This is a genomic window from Halopseudomonas sp. 4NH20-0008 (assembly GCF_057548395.1).
In genome coordinates, this window is the sequence record NZ_BAAJMD010000006.1 from 1 (window position 1) to 16,806 (window position 16,806).

Annotated in this window: 14 protein-coding genes; 10 read left to right on the forward strand and 4 right to left on the reverse strand. The window is 58.2% G+C overall.

Annotated features, from left to right (window positions below):
• Positions 1-77: 77 nt before the first annotated feature.
• Complete coding sequence (locus tag AC27HQ_RS07445) at positions 78-1,508, reverse strand: MBL fold metallo-hydrolase RNA specificity domain-containing protein (protein WP_487155522.1); 1,431 nt, start codon at positions 1,506-1,508, stop codon at positions 78-80.
• A 284-nt stretch (positions 1,509-1,792) separates the two neighbouring features.
• On the opposite strand from AC27HQ_RS07445, the gene AC27HQ_RS07450 reads away from it, so the two are divergent.
• From AC27HQ_RS07450 to AC27HQ_RS07485, 8 genes are all read left to right on the forward strand, one after another.
• A complete protein-coding gene (locus AC27HQ_RS07450; RefSeq protein ID WP_487155523.1) occupies positions 1,793-2,230 on the forward strand; it encodes a low molecular weight protein-tyrosine-phosphatase in 438 nt (145 codons plus the stop codon).
• Between the two features lie 30 nt (positions 2,231-2,260).
• Positions 2,261-4,480, forward strand: a complete 2,220-nt coding sequence (locus AC27HQ_RS07455; protein ID WP_487155524.1) for a polysaccharide biosynthesis tyrosine autokinase — start codon at positions 2,261-2,263, stop codon at positions 4,478-4,480.
• Between the two features lie 104 nt (positions 4,481-4,584).
• Positions 4,585-4,854, forward strand: a complete 270-nt coding sequence (locus AC27HQ_RS07460; RefSeq protein ID WP_487155525.1) for a hypothetical protein — start codon at positions 4,585-4,587, stop codon at positions 4,852-4,854.
• A 91-nt stretch (positions 4,855-4,945) separates the two neighbouring features.
• On the forward strand, positions 4,946-6,058 hold the full coding sequence (locus tag AC27HQ_RS07465; protein WP_487155526.1) for a polysaccharide biosynthesis/export family protein: 1,113 nt from the start codon (positions 4,946-4,948) through the stop codon (positions 6,056-6,058).
• A 17-nt stretch (positions 6,059-6,075) separates the two neighbouring features.
• Entirely contained in the window at positions 6,076-6,723 is a 648-nt protein-coding gene (locus AC27HQ_RS07470; protein WP_487155702.1) for a YjbF family lipoprotein, read from the forward strand.
• Positions 6,720-7,496, forward strand: coding sequence for a capsule biosynthesis GfcC family protein (locus AC27HQ_RS07475; RefSeq protein WP_487155527.1), 777 nt, complete (start codon positions 6,720-6,722; stop codon positions 7,494-7,496). Before AC27HQ_RS07470 ends, AC27HQ_RS07475 begins: the two co-directional genes overlap by 4 nt.
• The gene (locus AC27HQ_RS07480) at positions 7,489-9,606 is read left to right on the forward strand and encodes a YjbH domain-containing protein (RefSeq protein ID WP_487155528.1); all 2,118 of its coding nucleotides are present in this window, start codon (positions 7,489-7,491) and stop codon (positions 9,604-9,606) included. The genes AC27HQ_RS07475 and AC27HQ_RS07480 overlap by 8 nt, the downstream gene beginning before the upstream one ends.
• A 75-nt stretch (positions 9,607-9,681) precedes the next feature.
• Entirely contained in the window at positions 9,682-10,071 is a 390-nt protein-coding gene (locus AC27HQ_RS07485; protein WP_487155529.1) for a VanZ family protein, read from the forward strand.
• A gap of 232 nt (positions 10,072-10,303) precedes the next feature.
• Here the strand turns inward: AC27HQ_RS07485 and AC27HQ_RS07490 are convergent, their stop codons facing one another.
• From AC27HQ_RS07490 to AC27HQ_RS07500, 3 genes are all read right to left on the reverse strand, one after another.
• The gene (locus AC27HQ_RS07490; protein WP_487155530.1) at positions 10,304-11,629 is read right to left on the reverse strand and encodes a DEAD/DEAH box helicase; all 1,326 of its coding nucleotides are present in this window, start codon (positions 11,627-11,629) and stop codon (positions 10,304-10,306) included.
• 329 nt (positions 11,630-11,958) lie between these two features.
• A complete protein-coding gene (grxD, locus tag AC27HQ_RS07495) occupies positions 11,959-12,279 on the reverse strand; it encodes a Grx4 family monothiol glutaredoxin (RefSeq protein ID WP_487155531.1) in 321 nt (106 codons plus the stop codon).
• Positions 12,280-12,372: 93 nt separating this feature from the next.
• Entirely contained in the window at positions 12,373-14,469 is a 2,097-nt protein-coding gene (locus AC27HQ_RS07500) for a molybdopterin oxidoreductase family protein (RefSeq protein ID WP_487155532.1), read from the reverse strand.
• A gap of 267 nt (positions 14,470-14,736) precedes the next feature.
• On the opposite strand from AC27HQ_RS07500, the gene argF reads away from it, so the two are divergent.
• Entirely contained in the window at positions 14,737-15,642 is a 906-nt protein-coding gene (gene argF / locus AC27HQ_RS07505; protein ID WP_487155533.1) for an ornithine carbamoyltransferase, read from the forward strand.
• Positions 15,643-15,677: 35 nt separating this feature from the next.
• On the forward strand, positions 15,678-16,799 hold the full coding sequence (locus tag AC27HQ_RS07510) for an ABC transporter ATP-binding protein (protein WP_487155534.1): 1,122 nt from the start codon (positions 15,678-15,680) through the stop codon (positions 16,797-16,799).
• The last annotated feature ends 7 nt before the right edge of the window (positions 16,800-16,806 follow it).

Below are 16,806 nucleotides of genomic sequence, written 5' to 3' on the forward strand. Positions count from 1 at the left end.
CCGAGTTTTTTGTAGGAGCGGGCTTGACCGCGAAGGGGTTTGCCTGGAGTCGACTTGTTCCTGCTCAAGGCCCGGCCCTACAAAAGCCCGGTTACGCTGATGGGCTTGCCCCGTTTTTCACCAGCCTGTTTCAACAGCGCAGCCAGGGCAGCTTTGGCCTCTGCGTCGCCGTGTACCAGCCTGACCTCCTGCGGCCAGTGCCGCATGCCGGTGACAAAACGCAGCAGACCGGCCTGATCGGCATGGGCTGAGTAGCCGCCAAGCCGGTGTACGCCAGCGCGTATTGGATAGCGCTCGCCGTCCAATTCAACATAGCCACCACGCGGACCGTATTGCTGAATGGCATGCCCTGGGGTGCCATGCGCCTGATAGCCGACAAATACGATGTTGTGCCGAGGGTCACCCAGCATGGCCTTGAGGTAATTGACGATGCGCCCGGCACTGCACATGCCGTTACCGGTAATCACAATGGCGGGCTGGCGCGTATGGGCCAGCCGGTTGAGCATGGCCTGATGCTGGGCGTGGGTTTCAACCGTCAGCAATTGCTCAAACCCGAGCGGCTTGCGGCCCTTGGCAACACGCCGCAGTGCTTCGTCGTTCCAATAGGGCTGGAGTTGGCGATAGAGCGCCGTAAAACGTGCCGCCAGGGGCGCATCAAGTATCACCGGGATGCTGCTCCAGGCCGACCTGTCAGCCTTGTCCTGTGCACGGGCGCGGCTGATGATGTCCTCCAGTTCGTACAACAACTCCTGGGTACGACCAATACTGAAGGCCGGGATCAGCACGGTACCGCCATCCGCCAGCGCCTGCTCCAGGACCCTCTGCAGGCGCTGGCGCCGCGTACGGCGATCCTCATGCAAGCGATCACCGTAGGTGCTTTCCAGAACCACCACATCCGCACGATAGGGCGATTTTGGCGCCGGCAGCATGGGCGCATGGGGCGCTCCCAGGTCGCCGGAAAACACAATCCGCCGGCTGCGCTTGGCGGCGGGATACTGCACATCAACCTCAACCCAGGCCGAGCCCAGAATATGCCCGGCGCGCTGGAAGCGGATACGACAGCGCAAATCCGCACGTTCAATCAAGGTCACCCAGGTGGCGTAAGGGTGCCCACTGAGCATCGGCTGTACGCGCTGGATAAAGCGTTCGGCCAGTTGTGCATCGCGCTGCACGCCGACCATAAAGGCATCCTCCAATACGGTTGGCATAAGCATGGCCGAGGGCTGGGTGCAATACACTGGCCCGCCGAAGCCCGCCGCGATAAGCCAGGGCAGTCGCCCAATGTGATCGATATGGACGTGCGTGGCGATCAAGGCCTTGACCGTATCGAGACTGAACTCTATGGCCAGATGCTGGGCATCGGCACCCTGCCCCGAGCTTTCCGCGCCCTGAAACAGACCGCAATCGACCAGCAGGCTGGTTTCAGCATCCAGCCACAATTGATGGCAGGAGCCGGTCACGCCCTTGGCCGCGCCATGGTGGGTAATGAGAGGGTAATCGCTGTTCATGGGCATGTCCTTTGCCGCGGATGTCAAGTGGAGCGCCCTGGCTCGATGGTTGAACTTGCGGTCAGTGCCGCGCTCTACCTTTGATGCCAAGGCGGTAAAGAACAGACTAACCCTGCAGGCTGCATTCAATCTGTGAGCTTGCTCACAAAGCCAGGCTTGAATGGACGGATCTGACGCGGGAATGCGCTTTTTTGACGTCATAAAAGTAATAGAACTACAGTTTATGCTGGGGCGTCGGTATTATTGCCGCCGAATCAAGCTGATCAGGCATTGAAAAAGGGACCATGATCAAATCCATTCTGGTTGTTTGTGTTGGCAATATCTGTCGCAGCCCAACCGGCCAGGCGTTGTTACAACACAAGCTGGCCGGTTCCGGCATTGCGGTAAGCTCTGCGGGCCTGGGTGCCTTGGTTGGCAAGCCTGTGGATCAGACTGCTGCTCTGGTTATGGCTGAAGCCGGACTGAGCCTGCCGGACCATGCAGCGCGGCAACTGAGCCCGGAGATGCTGGCCGGCGCGGACTTGATTCTGGTGATGGAGCAGCGTCATCTGAAGTCGATTCACGCTATGGCGCCGCAAGCTCGGGGCAAGACCCTGTTGTTTGGCAAATGGCTGGGAGACACTGAGATACCTGACCCTTTCCGCCAGCAACGCCCGGCCTTTGATCACGTTTACCGTTTGCTTGATAGGGCTGCTACGGCCTGGTTGCCCTATCTCAAATAACTACCTTCACCCACTGGATGACACTCACCAATGCAGAATACGCCGAACACCGCTTCAGACAGATCCAGCGACGAGATTGACCTGCTGGCCCTGTTTGGTGCCCTGATCGACAATAAATGGATCATTGCCGCCTTTACCGGCGCCTTTGCCATTGTCGGCATTGCCTATGCCCTGCTGGCCACGCCCATCTACGTGGCAGGGGCCGTGGTGCAGATCGAGAAGAAGTCATCCGGTCTTGGCAGCTTGATGGGCGATAGCGAGCTGTTTGCCGGCACCTCTGCTGCGGTCACTGAAATCGAGCTGCTGAAATCTCGCCGGGTAATAGGTCAGGCAGTCAGCAACCTGAACCTGGACGTGACCGCCGAACCCAAGCTGTTTCCGATGGTTGGCTCATTCTTCTATCGTCGTTGGCAGCCGACTGCCGAGCAACCGGTGGCCCCGGCCTGGCTGGGCTTTGGCAGTTTTGCCTGGGGCGGTGATTCGGTGTCGGTCTTTCAACTGGATGTCCCGGAGCAGTATCTGGGCAAAGAGCTGATCCTGCGCAGCGAAGAAAGCGGCCGATTCAGCCTGTATAACGAAGATGACAACAAGCTGCTCAGCGGCACCGTAGGCGAGGCCATTGAGCAGGCCGGTTTCAAGTTGCAAGTTGCCAGTCTGCAAGCGCGGCCAGGCACGGAATTCATCCTGACCAAACGCAACGAACTCAGCGTTATTCTCGGCTATCAACGCGAACTCTCTGCCGCCGAGCGTGGCCGGGACTCCGGGATTCTCGCCCTGAGCATCGAACATGAAAATCCTGAGCACGCGCGCCGCGTGCTGAATGAAGTCAGCCGCCTGTATGTGCGTCAGAACGTCGAGCGCAAGTCAGCTGAAGCCCAACAAAGCCTTGAGTTCCTGCGTACCCAGCTGCCCGAAGTGCGGCGTGAGCTGGAGCGGGCGGAAACGGCACTGAATACCTATCAGTCTGCAGCTGGCTCGGTGGATATAACCATTGAAACCAAGGCGGTGCTCGATCAGATTGTCGAGCTGGATACGCAGATCTCCGAGCAGCAATTGCGACAGGCCGAGCTGGAACGCCGCTTTACCCGTGAACACCCGAGCTATCAGGCCTTGATCTCTCAGCTCGCGCAGTTACAGGAGTCACGCAACCGCCTGGTCAATCGCGTTGGCGATCTGCCAGAAACCCAACAGGAATTGCTACGTTTGGCCCGTGATGTTGAGGTCAGCACAGAAATCTATACTCAAATGCTGAACAAGTCCCAGGAGCTGGATGTCATCCGTGCCGGTACCGTGGGGAATGTGCGCATTATTGATGAAGCGGCAGTTGATACCAGTCTGCCGGTCAAACCGAAGAAAGCGCTGATTGTGATTCTGGCAACCCTGCTGGGCGGCATGCTCGGGGTGGCCGTGGCACTGCTGCGGCATGCCTTGAACCGGGGCATTGAAAACCCTGATTTGATCGAGCAACTGGGCTTGCCCGTGTATGCCTCGATTCCTTTCAGCAAGGATCAACTGGCAATTGAACGCAGCCTCAAGGGCAAGTCTGTAGCGGCCAAGCCCACCAACCTGCTGGCCGCCTACAATCCCGCCGATCTGGCGGTGGAATCGCTACGCAGCCTGCGCACCAGCCTGCACTTTGCCATGATGGAAGCAAAGAACAACATTCTGATGATTTCGGGCCCCAGCCCCAGCGTCGGTAAGTCCTTTGTCTCGACCAACCTGGCCGCCATTGTCGCCCAGACCGGCAAGCGCGTACTGCTGATTGATGCAGACATGCGCAAGGGTTACGTGCACAAACTGATGGGTCGTGCCGCTGAGCCGGGCCTGTCTGGCCTACTGGTCAGCACCTTCACCCTGGCTGACGTGATCAGCAAGACCGAGGTACCCAATCTGCATATGATCAGTCGCGGGCAGATTCCGCCAAACCCCTCAGAATTGCTGATGCACGCCAACTTCGAAGAGCAGCTCAGTCAGTTGTCGAGCATGTACGACATGATCATCATCGATACCCCGCCGATTTTGGCGGTGACCGATGCCGCGCTGGTCGGTCGCCTGGCAGGCACCAGCATGCTGGTCACCCGCTTTGGCCGCAACCCGGCAAAAGAGATCGAAGTGGCCTTGCAACGCTTCCGCAACAATGGGGTCGAAATCAAGGGTGCGATCTTTAATGCAGTAGAAAAGAAGGCTTCGGCCTACGGTTATGGAAATTACGGCTATTATCAGTATGAGTACAAGTCCGAAGGTAAATGACCAACGGTCTTGCGCAAGAGCTGGAATGCCTCCTAAGGGGTTCCATTGGCCGGTACCTTGCGTATAATCGAATCATATTTCGCGGTATCAAAAGGAGACACGTGATGAGAAAACAAGCTTTAGCATTGGTGACCAGTGGATTGCTGCTCGCCTCGGGTTTCGCTGCCGCGACTGAATTAAGCCCTATTACCGGTCCGCTGCTTAACGCTGATGGCACGCCTGTTTCCAATACCAACAAAGACCAGCCGAAAGGCAACTTGGGTGGTTACGGCGGTGTTGCGCTGGGCGCAGCCGCAGTGGGTCTGGGTTTGGCAGCAGCGTCTGACAGCGGCGGCGGTAGCGGATCTTCCACGGCCACCAATACCACGCCCTGACAGATTGTTGGTCCGGCGGGTCAGAAGCCACCCTTCAACTTCGGTTGAGGGTGGCTTTTTTGTTGAACACACTCTTATAAGAATCCAAAAAATGAAACGACTCTCTCTCCTCGCCCTCGGCGCGACCACCCTGCTGCTTCAGGCCTGCATGCTCTCCCCCGGCATGCACATGGATACAACCCCGATGATCAGCGAGGATAGCGCTGAAAACAGCATGGTCGAGATGGTGCAGATCACGCCGAAACTGATTGCCCAGGACAACTCGGTGGCAACCCGCACGGCCATTCCTCAGGCATTGCTGGATTACAGCCCGGAAAACTACCGTATCGGACCGAATGATTCGCTGTTCATTACCGTATGGGACCACCCGGAGCTGACCATCCCCGGCGGCACGCAACAAACCAACGCGATCAATGCACGTCAGGTTCGGGATGACGGTACTCTGTTCTACCCCTTTATCGGCAACGTCCAGGTCGCTGGCCTGACCCTGGAAGAGCTGCGTGAAATCATTGCCCAACGCTTGGCGCGCTTTATTGAAAAGCCACAGGTTGACGTCAATGTCATCGAATATAACAGCCAGAAGATTATTGTCAGCGGCGCCTTCAACACCCCCGGCTTTATTCCGGTAAATGCCCAGCCCTTGACCCTGCTGCAGGCTGTGGGCCAGGCCGGTATTGACCCTGTGCGAGCCGACCTGTCAAACCTGACTCTGACCCGCGATGGTGTGAGCTACAATCTGGACTATGATCGTCTGACCAGCTCCAGCAGCGACATTGGCAAGATCTACCTGCGCGCCGGTGACAGCTTGCACCTGGGCCTGAACGATGCCCGCAAGGTGTTTGTCATGGGTGAAGTGCGCACGCCGCGCGCCCTGCCCTACAGCAGCAGTCGCATGACCCTGAGCGAAGTACTGGGTACCGTTGGCGGCCCGTCACCTGAAACCTCCAGTGGCCGTGAAGTGTATGTGATCCGCGGCGTAGACAATCTGGAAAACGAGAAAGCCACCGTATTCCAGCTCAATGTCCGTTCGCCCTCGGCCTTTATTCTGGCTGATCAGTTCGAGATGCAACCCCAGGATGTGGTTTTTGTCGGCGCAGCCGGTATCACCCGCTGGAACCGCTTTATCAGCCAGCTATTCCCCTCTGCCAATCTGTTCCGCACCTCCCTGCTCGTCGAGGATGACATTCGCGACCGTAACAACTGAGGGCAGCCCTGGTGAGAATGCTCAAGCACTTGGCTGCAGTCAGTTTGCTGACTGCCGGCCTGGCTGGCTGCACAGCCATGCAAAACAGCTCGTTCGAAACCCTGGGACTGGCCATTGGTGGGCTTGAGCCCAGCATCACGGTGGCCGATGTTAATGCGGTGAGAGGCCCCGCGTTACTGGTTGAGTTTGGTCAGGCTGACGCCCTGATGGTGCTGGGCGGACTGCAGGGTAATTACGTCAGCTGGACCGGCGTCAACGAGCATCTGACCACCGATTTTGGGCGCGTTGTACAGAGCGCCGGGCTGCCTACAGACATACTCGCACCGCTGTTGATAAATGATCCCTTCATAACGGGTCTGCACAAGCTGAGCGATGGCCTTGAAGTCAGCCGACAGGTGGATTATCCGGCCCTGTATCAAACGGGGCTGGTGCAAACAGCGCGTTACCAGCGCGGCCCGCTTGAGACGCTTGAGATCATGGGGCAAAAGCGCCAACTGCAACGCATTGATGAACACATCGAGATCCCTGTGCTTGGCTATCGCGCCCTGAACCGCTATTGGGTCGATCCAGACAACGGCATGGTCTATCTCAGCCTGCAGCACGTTGCGCCGAACCTGCCTCCGCTGCGCCTGACCTTGCTGAAACCCTATGGAGCCCAGCCATGAGCCTGCGAAGACTGGCCCTTTCAGCGCTGCTGTGCGCGCCGCTGGCGGCGCAATCAGTCGAAGTCGGCACGGTATTGGTGGATGGCGCCGTAAACGCACCCGGCAACTACCAATGGCAGGATGGCGCGCGTCTGCGTGACGCCGCACTGGCCGGACAGGTCAACGCCGACGCCTGGTATCTTGGTGCCGCCCTGCTGCGCCAAAGCGCCATTGAGCCTCAGCAACGACTCAAGGCCGGCGTACTGTTCGACCTGGGCGCCAATCAGGTCCATGCGCTTGCCCGTGACGATCAGTCACTCGCCGAGCTACTCGCAAGGCTTAACCAGCAAGTAGACGCCATGCCGGTAACCGGCCGCGTTGTCACACAAATGAGCCCTTACCAACAGCTGCTGCTTGCCAATAATCCTTCGCTTGAGCCTGGTGACGCCCTGATGTACCCGCGCCGACCTGATCACGTCCGTGTAATGGGTGCTGTTATTGCAGACTGCGAGCTGGCCTTTGATGCCGCTCTTCAACCCCGTGACTATCTAAGCCAGTGCCCACAGCATGACCGGGCTGACCCAAGCTATCTATATGTAATCCAGCCTGACGGGGTGGTGCAGTCGGTGGGCGTGAGCTACTGGAACACTGAGCCACTCAGTATTGCCGTCGGCGCCGTGCTCTACGTACCGATCAATCCACTGCATTTGAGCGATGAGACACCCGATCTGAACAAGGAAATGGCTGCCATGCTGGCTACGCAATACCGCTTGGGAGGCCGCTTTGATGACTGAGCGCCAACCCTATCGCCTGCTCCTGCTGCCCGTGTTGATTGCCTGCGCCTGGCCAACCATCAGTCTGGCTGATCGTTATCGTGTCACCCAGCATGATTTTGGCGGTGTCGGCCTTTTGCAAACCCCCACCGCTCGTATGGCCGAGGAAGGCATGCTGTACTTCAATGCCAACCGCACCGAACCTTACAGCCGCTACAGCATCAGCGTGCAACCCTTGCCCTGGATGGAAGGTTCCCTGCGCTATATCGCCATTACCAACCGCGACTTCGGTGATGAGTCCTTCAGTGGTGATCAAAGCCTCAAGGACAAGGCCTTTGACGTTAAATTTCGCTTGCTGCGCGAGAGCTACTGGCTGCCAGAGCTTTCCCTGGGCTTTCGAGATCTGGCCGGTACAGGTCTGTTTTCCAGCGAGTTTATAGTCGCCAACAAGCGCTTTCATGACCTGGATTTCAGCCTGGGTGTAGCCTGGGGGTACATCGGCAACCGTGGTGACTTCGGTAATCCATTGGGCGTGTTCAGTGACAACTATCGTGAACGCAATACCGAGACCGAGGGCACAGGCGGCGATTTCAGCTTTGATACCTATTTCAGCGGTCGTCCGGCGATCTTTGGTGGCGTTGAATATCAGACGCCCTGGGACCCCCTGCGTCTTAAACTGGAACTGGACGGTAACGACTACCAGTCCGAACCACAGAACAATAATCAGGCCCAGGACTCTCGCTTCAATGTGGGTGCGGTCTACCAAATACGACCCGGTATTGACCTGACCGCCTCATGGCAGCGTGGTAACACAGCCATGTTCGGTATCAGTTTTTATACCAACCTGAAAAACACCGGACCTGCGAAGTTACTCGACCCGGCACCCGAGCCACGCCGTCCCCTGGCAACCGGTGTGTCCGGAAACCAGGTTGACTGGGCCGACGTCAGCGCCCGCTTGCAGGACAACGCCGGCTTTGCGGTTGAGCACATCAGCGTCAAGGACCGCGAGCTGATTGTGACTGGTGAACAAACGACATTCCGCAACGAAGCTCAGGGACTCGGCCGTGCCAGCCGTATTCTGGATAACAGCACCGGCGAAGGCAGTTACGACTGGTATACCCTGGTCAACAAGCCGCGCGGCATGGCCGTGAGCGAGACCAGCATTCGTCCCGAGCGGCTGCGCGAGCTGGAACAGAATCGCACCGATATGACGGCCATGCGCCGCTCAACGGTGAACGCTACGCCCAGCGTGCTGGATGCCGAGGTTGTATATAACCAGCCGCTCGATGCGTTCGATTATGGGTTGTCACTCGGTTACAAGCAGAATGTCGGTGGTCCTGACGGTTTTATCCTTTATCAATTTTTGGCCCGCGCCAATGCCGAATACCGTTTTGCCCGAAACAGCTGGGTACGCGGCAACATGGCCGTCAATCTGATCAATAACTTCGACAAGTTCCGTTTTGAAGGCAGCAGTGAACTGCCGCGCGTCCGAACGCGCATTCGTGAGTACCTGACCAGCTCTGATGTGATTCTTGAAAACCTGCAATATACCTATACCCAGCGACTGGATCGTGACTTGTATGCCATGGCCTACGGCGGCTACCTGGAAAGTATGTTTGGCGGGGTCGGTGCCGAGTTGCTCTACCGTCCGCATGCAGAGGATTGGGCCATTGGTGTGGATGCCAACTATGTGGCGCAACGGGGCTTTCGTCAGGACTTCAGCTTGCGTGATTACAAGACCTTTACCGGCCACGTGACCGGCTATACGCACCTGCCGTTCTACAATATTTTGCTCAAAGGTAGCGCTGGCCGTTATCTGGCAGGCGATTATGGCGGAACGCTGGATGTCTCTCGACGCTTTACCAACGGTGTGACCATTGGCGCCTGGGTTACCCGTACCAACGTCTCAGCAGAAGAGTTTGGTGAAGGCAGTTTTGACAAGGGTATTTACTTTACCTTCCCGTTCGATGCCTTCTTCTCTCGCTCCAGCACCTCCCAGGGCACCATCGCCTGGAACCCGCTGACCCGAGATGGTGGCGCACGTCTGAGCCGTTTTTATCAGCTCTATGACATGACCAGCGCAGCAGACACGGACAGATTCAACGATGGATTCAGGACGCTGAGGGATTAATGCGGCCGACGCGTTGTCTATCAACCACCTGCGGGTGGTTGATTATCCTGAGACCTGATTTGGACTGCTGCTAATATGTGGATCACGCTTCTGCGCCAATGGGCGCGCTTCAGGCTGCTGTTCAAGCTGCTGTTCTTTGCCGTGCTGGGTCTTGGTATTTATCTGGGCATGAGCCCCTCGCCACCGCCGGTCTCGGCAGGTTGGCATGCCTATTTCTATCACGCGGGAGGACTGTTCAGTTGCACGATACTGAGCTTCCTGGCCTTCCCCAGATGGTACTGGTGGGCGCGCGGCGGGCTGATGTTTGCGGTGGGTGTGGCGGTGGAATATGTACAAAGCTTCCACCCGACCCGCTCGGCCGATATCCACGATATCTACGCCAACAGTGCCGGCGTGATCGCCGGGCTGGTGCTGATCATGCTGTTTCAATGGTGGCGTGAGCTGAAGATGCAGTCTTCCCGTTAGGGCCGCCCCGGTCCAACAGGGTTGTGGTGGGGTTTGTAGGAGCGCGCTTGAGCGCGAAGAGATTTATCTGAGACTGCGTGTAGCCTGCCTTGTTCGCGCTCAAGCGCGCTCCTACACAAAATCTGTCCCTGTAGGGCCGGGGCGGCCAGCCTGGCCTTGACCGCGAAAGGGGTTGCCTGGCCCTCCCTGCAACCTGCCCTGTTCGCGCTCAAGCGCTCTCCTACAGAAACGATTAACTGCGTCGTTTTGGTGGCGCCAGGCCGTCCGAGCTGGTGACTACCTGCCCGGTGGGCGCGCGGGGCGGTTTGCGCTTGGCGGCCGGCTTGGCTGACTTTGGACGGTTCTTGCCGTCCTTTTTCTTGTCGTCCTTCTTCTTTTTGCTACCTACCGGCTTGCCCGAGGCCTTGACCTTCTTCGGCCCCTTAAAGCTGCTGGGGACTTCCTTGACGATACGCCGCTCGAACTGACGGCGCAGATAGCGCTCGATGCTGCACATCAGGTTCCATTCATGCGGTGCTACCAGCGAAATGGCCAGACCTTCGGCACCGGCTCGGCCGGTGCGGCCAATGCGGTGCAGGTAGTCATCACCACTGCGCGGCATATCGAAGTTGATCACCAGATCAAGTTCCTCGATATCCAGACCCCGTGCCGCCACATCAGTGGCCACCAGCACACCGGTGCCACCTTGCTTGAAGCGCTCTACCGCCAGCTTGCGGTCCTTCTGATCCTTCTCCCCATGCAGCACATAGACGCGCATGTCCATGGCCCTGAGCACACCATTCAGACGGTCTGCCATGATCCGGGTGTTGGTAAAGACAATGGCCTTGGCCTCGCTCTGGTTGGTCAACAACCACTTGAGCAGGGCTTCCTTGTGCGGCTGGTCATCCACTGGGATAACCTGCTGGGTAATTGCCGGGGTGTCGTCACGCACGGTGCTGAGCTGCAGCAGACGCGGGGTACGCTGAACCTGTTCAACGACCCGTTGCAGCGCAGCATTGCCCTTGGTCGCGGAAAACAGCAGGGTCTGGCGGGTTACCGGACAGGCATTGGCCAGTTTCATGACATCTTCAGTGAAGCCCATATCCAGCATGCGGTCGGCTTCATCCAGTACAAGCACCTCAATGGCCGACAAGTCCAGGCTATTGGCGGCCAGATGTTCGAGCGCCCGACCCGGCGTGGCGACGATGATGTCGGGATTCTTGCGCATCTTGGCCGATTGCACCTTGAAATCTTCGCCACCGGTGATCAGTTCAGCCTTGATAAAGGTGAACTTGGCGAACAGTTGCACTTCACTGATGATCTGCCGGGCCAACTCGCGGGTCGGCAGCAGGATCAGGGCGCGCGGTGCGGTGGGCTGGCCCTCGGCTTCGATCAGCCGCTGCAGCAGGGGCAGAACAAAAGCGGCGGTTTTGCCACTGCCAGTCTGGGCGATTACATGCAGGTCGTCGCCTGCGATGGCCGGGGGAATGGCCGCCGACTGGACCGGGGTCGGGGTCTCGAAAGACAGGGCTTCCAGGCCTTTAAGCAGGCGTTCGTGCAGGGCAAATTCGCTAAACAAGGGGCAGGTCTCTTTGCGGTCGGTCGTGGCAGGATTTCCCGGCATTGTAGCATTGATGCCGGGGACCGCGCGCTGCTGGTCGTGTTCAAGTGCGTTGCCTCAGAAAACCAGCATGCAGTCCGCTTTGTTCGCGCTCAAGCGCGCTCCTACACAAAACCTGCGCGCCCCCTGTAGGACCGTGGCGGCCGGCCATGCCTTGAACACGAAGGGGTTGGTCTGGGCCTGCTTGCAACCCGTTTTTTCGCGCTCAAGCGCGCTCCTACACAATCCGCATGCAACCCTGCAGGCATAAAAAAACCCGCCTGGGCGGGTTTTTACGCTGATGCGGATCAGGCCGGGTTGACGGCAGTCTTGATCATGCCCTGCAGCTCACCGGATTCGTGCAGCTCCAGAATGATGTCGCTGCCGCCGACCAGTTCGCCTGCGATCCACAGTTGAGGAAAGGTCGGCCAGTTGGCATAGCCTGGAAGTTCAGCACGGATATCCGGGTTCTGCAGGATATCCACGTAGGCAAACTTTTCGCCGCAGGCCATCAGCGCCTGAACTGCACGGGCGGAGAAGCCACACTGCGGGGCATTCGGGGCGCCTTTCATGTAGATCAGGACCGGGTTGTTGCTGATCTGTTCTTTAATGGTATCGATAGTATCCATGATGCTCCTCGGTTGGCAGGCAATACGAATGCGGGGTACCCCAATTCAATGCGGGCATTCTAACGCAAAACAACCTACCAATTCACTCGGAAATTATGAGGCAGCCCTGACCTCCACCGTCACGCCGTTCAAGGCCACATTACCGGTCACCGGATCGAGGAAGCGCTCATCAGTCAGATCATTGGCACTTTCACCTGCGTGTGCCTGGGCGACATCCTGACCAATACCGGGTCGGTTATGACCCCAGCCGTGGGGCAGGCTGACCACTCCTGCTCGCATTTCATCACTGGCGCTGACAACCACGCGTACCTCGCCAACCCGCGAGCTGACCAGCACCTGCTGACCATCCTGCAGGCCGCGCTTGGCAAGATCATCCGGATGCATCAGCAGTTGATCGCGTGGCTTGCCCTTCACAAGACGCTGGTAGTTGTGCATCCAGGAGTTGTTGCTGCGCACATGGCGACGGCCGATCAGCAGCAGTTGATTGTCATCAGCGGCCGGTTGCTGCAGTTCGGCAGCAAAGCGCTGCAGATCGTCAAACATGATCGGCTGGGCTACTTCGATTTTCTGGCTGGCGGTTTTCAGGCGGGTCAGCAGATTCGGCTGCAGCGGCCCAAGATCGATACCGTGCGGGTTGTCCTTGAGTACCGCCAGACTCAGGCGGTCACCATAAGGGCCTTTGCGCATGGCGGCATCGACCATCAGCTCCGGCGCCATGGTCTCGCGGGCAGGCTGGCCGGTAATACGGGCAAAGGCCTGACCCAGACCGACAAAGATCTCCCAGTCATGCAGGCTGCCTTCCGGCTTGGGCAGAACCGGCAAGTTGATCCGGGTGACGTTACGTACTGCAAAGTTGTTGAAGGTAATGTCGTAATGATCATGCTCCAGCGCACTGGTCGGCGGCAGGATTACATCGGCATGCCGGGTGGTTTCGTTGATGTACAAATCCACACTGACCATGAACTCCAGCCCCTCCAGCGCCTTGTCCAACTGCCGGCCGTTGGGTGTCGACAGCACAGGGTTACCCGCAGAAGTAAAGAGCGCACGAATCTGCCCGTCACCGGGAGTCATTATTTCCTCGGCCAGCGCCGCCACGGGTATCTCACCGTTGAACTCGGGATAGCCAGACACGCGGCTCTGCCACGCGTTGAAATGACCGGGTCTACCATTACCGACAACATCGAATGCGGGCTGCGGGCAAAGCGCACCGCCAACCTGATCGAGATTACCGGTCACCAGGTTGATTATCTGAATCAGCCACTGGCACAGGGTACCGAAACGCTGTACGGAAACGCCCATGCGGCCGTAGCACACTGCGCGCTCGGCGGCAGCAAAGTCGCGGGCCAATTGGCGTATCTGAGCTGCCGGTATACCGCAGAAGGCCGCCATGGATTCAACACTGAAGGGTGCCAGCGACGCTTGCACCTGATCCAGGCCCAGGGTCGCATCAGCCACCGGGCTGGAGCGGGTCAGCTTTTCTTCAAACAACGTATTGAGCAGGCCGATCAACAACGCAGCATCGGTACCGGGCTTGATCGACAGATGCTGGCTGGCGACCTCGGCGGTTTCACTGCGGCGCGGATCAACCACCACCAGCTGACCACCACGGGCCTTGAGCTCCTTGATACGTTTACCCACATCCGGCACGGTCATGATGCTGCCGTTGGAGGCCAGGGGATTGGCGCCGAGCATGAGGAAGAAGTCGGTATGGTCGATATCCGGAATCGGGATCATCAGCATGTGGCCGTACAACCACAGCGACACCAGATGGTGCGGCAACTGGTCAACCGAAGTCGCTGAATAACGCTGACGGGTGCGCAACTGTCCTAAAAAGTAATTACCGTGGGTCATGGAGCCATAGTTGTGCACATTGGGGTTGCCCATATAGACGCCAATGGCATTGCGGCCATGTTCGGCCTGGATGGCGGCAAAGCGCGACGCGACCAGCTCGAAGGCCTCATCCCAATCCATTTCCACCCAGCTGTTACCTTCGCGACGCACCGGACGGCGCAAGCGCTGGGGGTCATTCTGGATATCCTGCAAGGCCACAGCCTTGGGGCAAATGTGGCCACGACTGAAATGATCCTCGGGGTCACCCTTAATGGACAGGATCTGCTCACCTTCGGTTTCAATCGTGAGACCACAAATGGCTTCACAAAGGTGGCAGGCACGGTAATGGGTTTGCGGCATGACAGGCACTCGGACGGATTATTATTAGCCCACTTTAGGCCCCTGGGTGCATTGCTACAAGCGAGGACAGGCGACAGAATACGCCGCCATTCAGTGATTGAATCCGCACGAGCAACCCTGTCAAGCACAGGGTTATTTGCCTTGCAACGGATTTTACCGATAAGATCGCTGCTTCTCTTTTGGGGTATGGCTTGTATCGGGCCTTCGGGTCACGATAGGGTTTTCTGTTTTCGGCCGCCGGACGGCCGCCATTTTCAGGTAGTGAACATGACTGCACGGCATTTTCTTTCATTGATGGACTGCTCCCCCAGCCAATTGATCAGCCTGATCAAGCGTGGCGTTGAGCTGAAGTCCCTGCACCGCCAGGGCGTCGTCTATGAGCCGCTGAAAAACCGTGTTCTGGCCATGATATTCGAAAAGGCATCGACCCGTACCCGCGTTTCCTTTGAGGCGGGCATGATCCAGCTGGGTGGCCAGGCGATTTTCCTGTCACCGCGCGACACCCAGCTTGGCCGTGGTGAGCCGATTGAAGATAGCGCCCGCGTGCTATCGAGCATGTGCGATGCAGTGATGATCCGCACCTTTGATCATGCCGACCTGGAGACCTTTGCGCATTACTCCAAGGTACCGGTAATCAACGGCCTGAGTGACGACCTGCACCCCTGCCAGCTGTTGGCTGACATGCAAACCTTCCATGAGCTGCGCGGCAGCATTCAGGGCAAGACCGTGGCCTGGGTCGGTGATGGCAATAATATGTGCAACACCTTTGTTCAGGCGGCCGTGCAGTTTGACTTTCAATTACGCATTGCCTGCCCGGCAGGCTATGAGCCTGATGCGGCTTTTCTTGAACAGGCTGGCGACCGGGTAACCCTGCTGCGCGACCCGCGTGAAGCCGTCGCCGGTGCGCACCTGGTAAATACCGACGTATGGGCCTCCATGGGTCAGGAAGATGAAGCCGAAGCGCGCCTGAAGCGGTTTGCGCCCTATCAGGTCACCCCAGCCCTGCTGGATCTGGCCGATGAGTCGGTACTGTTCATGCATTGCCTGCCCGCCCACCGTGGCGAGGAAGTCAGTGCCGAGTTAATGGATGATCCGCGCACCGTCGTCTGGGACCAGGCCGAAAACCGCCTCCATGCACAAAAGGCCTTGGTGGAATTCCTGCTGGCAGAATGACCAAGCCGCTGATTTATGACCGGGGATACCCTGAGATGGCAGACGCCAACAGCATTATCCTGGAACTGAACCAACTGGCCTGCGGTTACGCTGGCCATCCCGTGGTGTCACAGCTGGATATCCACCTGCGCAGTGGCGACATAGGCTGCCTGCTGGGGCCGTCCGGTTGCGGCAAGACCACCACCTTGCGCGCCATTGCCGGCTTTGAGCCGGTTACCGCAGGTGAGATCCGCCTGGCGGGCGACCAGTTGTCTGCTCCTGGCAAACGCATTGCTCCCGAGCAAAGGCGGATTGGCATGGTGTTCCAGGATTACGCCTTGTTTCCTCACCTGACAGTGCAGGAAAACGTGGCATTTGGCGTCAGCAAACACCCTGAACGCAAGCGTATCGTTGAAGAGCTGCTGGATATGGTCAAGCTCGGCCAGCTCGGTAAACGCTATCCGCACGAGTTGTCCGGTGGGCAACAGCAACGCGTTGCCCTGGCTCGCGCTCTGGCACCGGACCCCAAGCTGCTGCTTTTGGATGAGCCCTTCTCCAATCTGGATGGTGAGCTACGTCGGCGCCTGTCCGCTGAAGTGCGCGATATTCTCAAACACCGCGGCACCAGCGCCATGCTGGTGACCCATGACCAGAACGAAGCCTTTGCCGTAAGCGACCATGTGGGTGTACTGCGTGACGGCAAACTGCAGCAGTGGGATACGCCTTACAACCTTTACCATGAACCGGCCACACCCTTTGTCGCCAGCTTTATCGGTCAGGGCTACTTTATTCGCGGGCAGTTGATTTCACCGGATACGGTGCAGACCGAGTTGGGCGTGATTCGCGGCAACCGTGCCTATCAACTGCCCGCAGGCAGTGCAGTGGATGTACTGCTGCGGCCTGACGATATTGTTGGTCAGGCCAACAGTAGCCTGCGCGCGACCATAACCGGTAAAACCTTTCTCGGCGCCACTACCTTGTACCGCCTGCAGTTGCCTACCGGTAGCATTCTAGAGTCGATTTTCCCCAGCCATGATGACCATCAGGTGGGCGAGAGTCTGGGTATCAGGATTGCTGCAGACCACCTGGTGGTCTTTGCCGCGCAAGGCAGCGTCAACGTGCATGCACAATTGCCGCTGGAGCAGGTACTGGACACCGATACCCTGGAAGAAAGCTGAGGTATCG

What these genes read in the sequence shown, in the direction of transcription:
- AC27HQ_RS07445 (WP_487155522.1), bottom strand. Translation starts at nt 1,508, where the DNA reads ATGAACAGCGATTACCCTCTCATTACCCACCATGGCGCGGCCAAGGGC.
- AC27HQ_RS07450 (WP_487155523.1), top strand. Translation starts at nt 1,793, where the DNA reads ATGATCAAATCCATTCTGGTTGTTTGTGTTGGCAATATCTGTCGCAGC.
- AC27HQ_RS07455 (WP_487155524.1), top strand. Translation starts at nt 2,261, where the DNA reads ATGCAGAATACGCCGAACACCGCTTCAGACAGATCCAGCGACGAGATT.
- AC27HQ_RS07460 (WP_487155525.1), top strand. Translation starts at nt 4,585, where the DNA reads ATGAGAAAACAAGCTTTAGCATTGGTGACCAGTGGATTGCTGCTCGCC.
- AC27HQ_RS07465 (WP_487155526.1), top strand. Translation starts at nt 4,946, where the DNA reads ATGAAACGACTCTCTCTCCTCGCCCTCGGCGCGACCACCCTGCTGCTT.
- AC27HQ_RS07470 (WP_487155702.1), top strand. Translation starts at nt 6,076, where the DNA reads ATGCTCAAGCACTTGGCTGCAGTCAGTTTGCTGACTGCCGGCCTGGCT.
- AC27HQ_RS07475 (WP_487155527.1), top strand. Translation starts at nt 6,720, where the DNA reads ATGAGCCTGCGAAGACTGGCCCTTTCAGCGCTGCTGTGCGCGCCGCTG.
- AC27HQ_RS07480 (WP_487155528.1), top strand. Translation starts at nt 7,489, where the DNA reads ATGACTGAGCGCCAACCCTATCGCCTGCTCCTGCTGCCCGTGTTGATT.
- AC27HQ_RS07485 (WP_487155529.1), top strand. Translation starts at nt 9,682, where the DNA reads ATGTGGATCACGCTTCTGCGCCAATGGGCGCGCTTCAGGCTGCTGTTC.
- grxD (WP_487155531.1), bottom strand. Translation starts at nt 12,279, where the DNA reads ATGGATACTATCGATACCATTAAAGAACAGATCAGCAACAACCCGGTC.
- AC27HQ_RS07500 (WP_487155532.1), bottom strand. Translation starts at nt 14,469, where the DNA reads ATGCCGCAAACCCATTACCGTGCCTGCCACCTTTGTGAAGCCATTTGT.
- argF (WP_487155533.1), top strand. Translation starts at nt 14,737, where the DNA reads ATGACTGCACGGCATTTTCTTTCATTGATGGACTGCTCCCCCAGCCAA.
- AC27HQ_RS07510 (WP_487155534.1), top strand. Translation starts at nt 15,678, where the DNA reads ATGGCAGACGCCAACAGCATTATCCTGGAACTGAACCAACTGGCCTGC.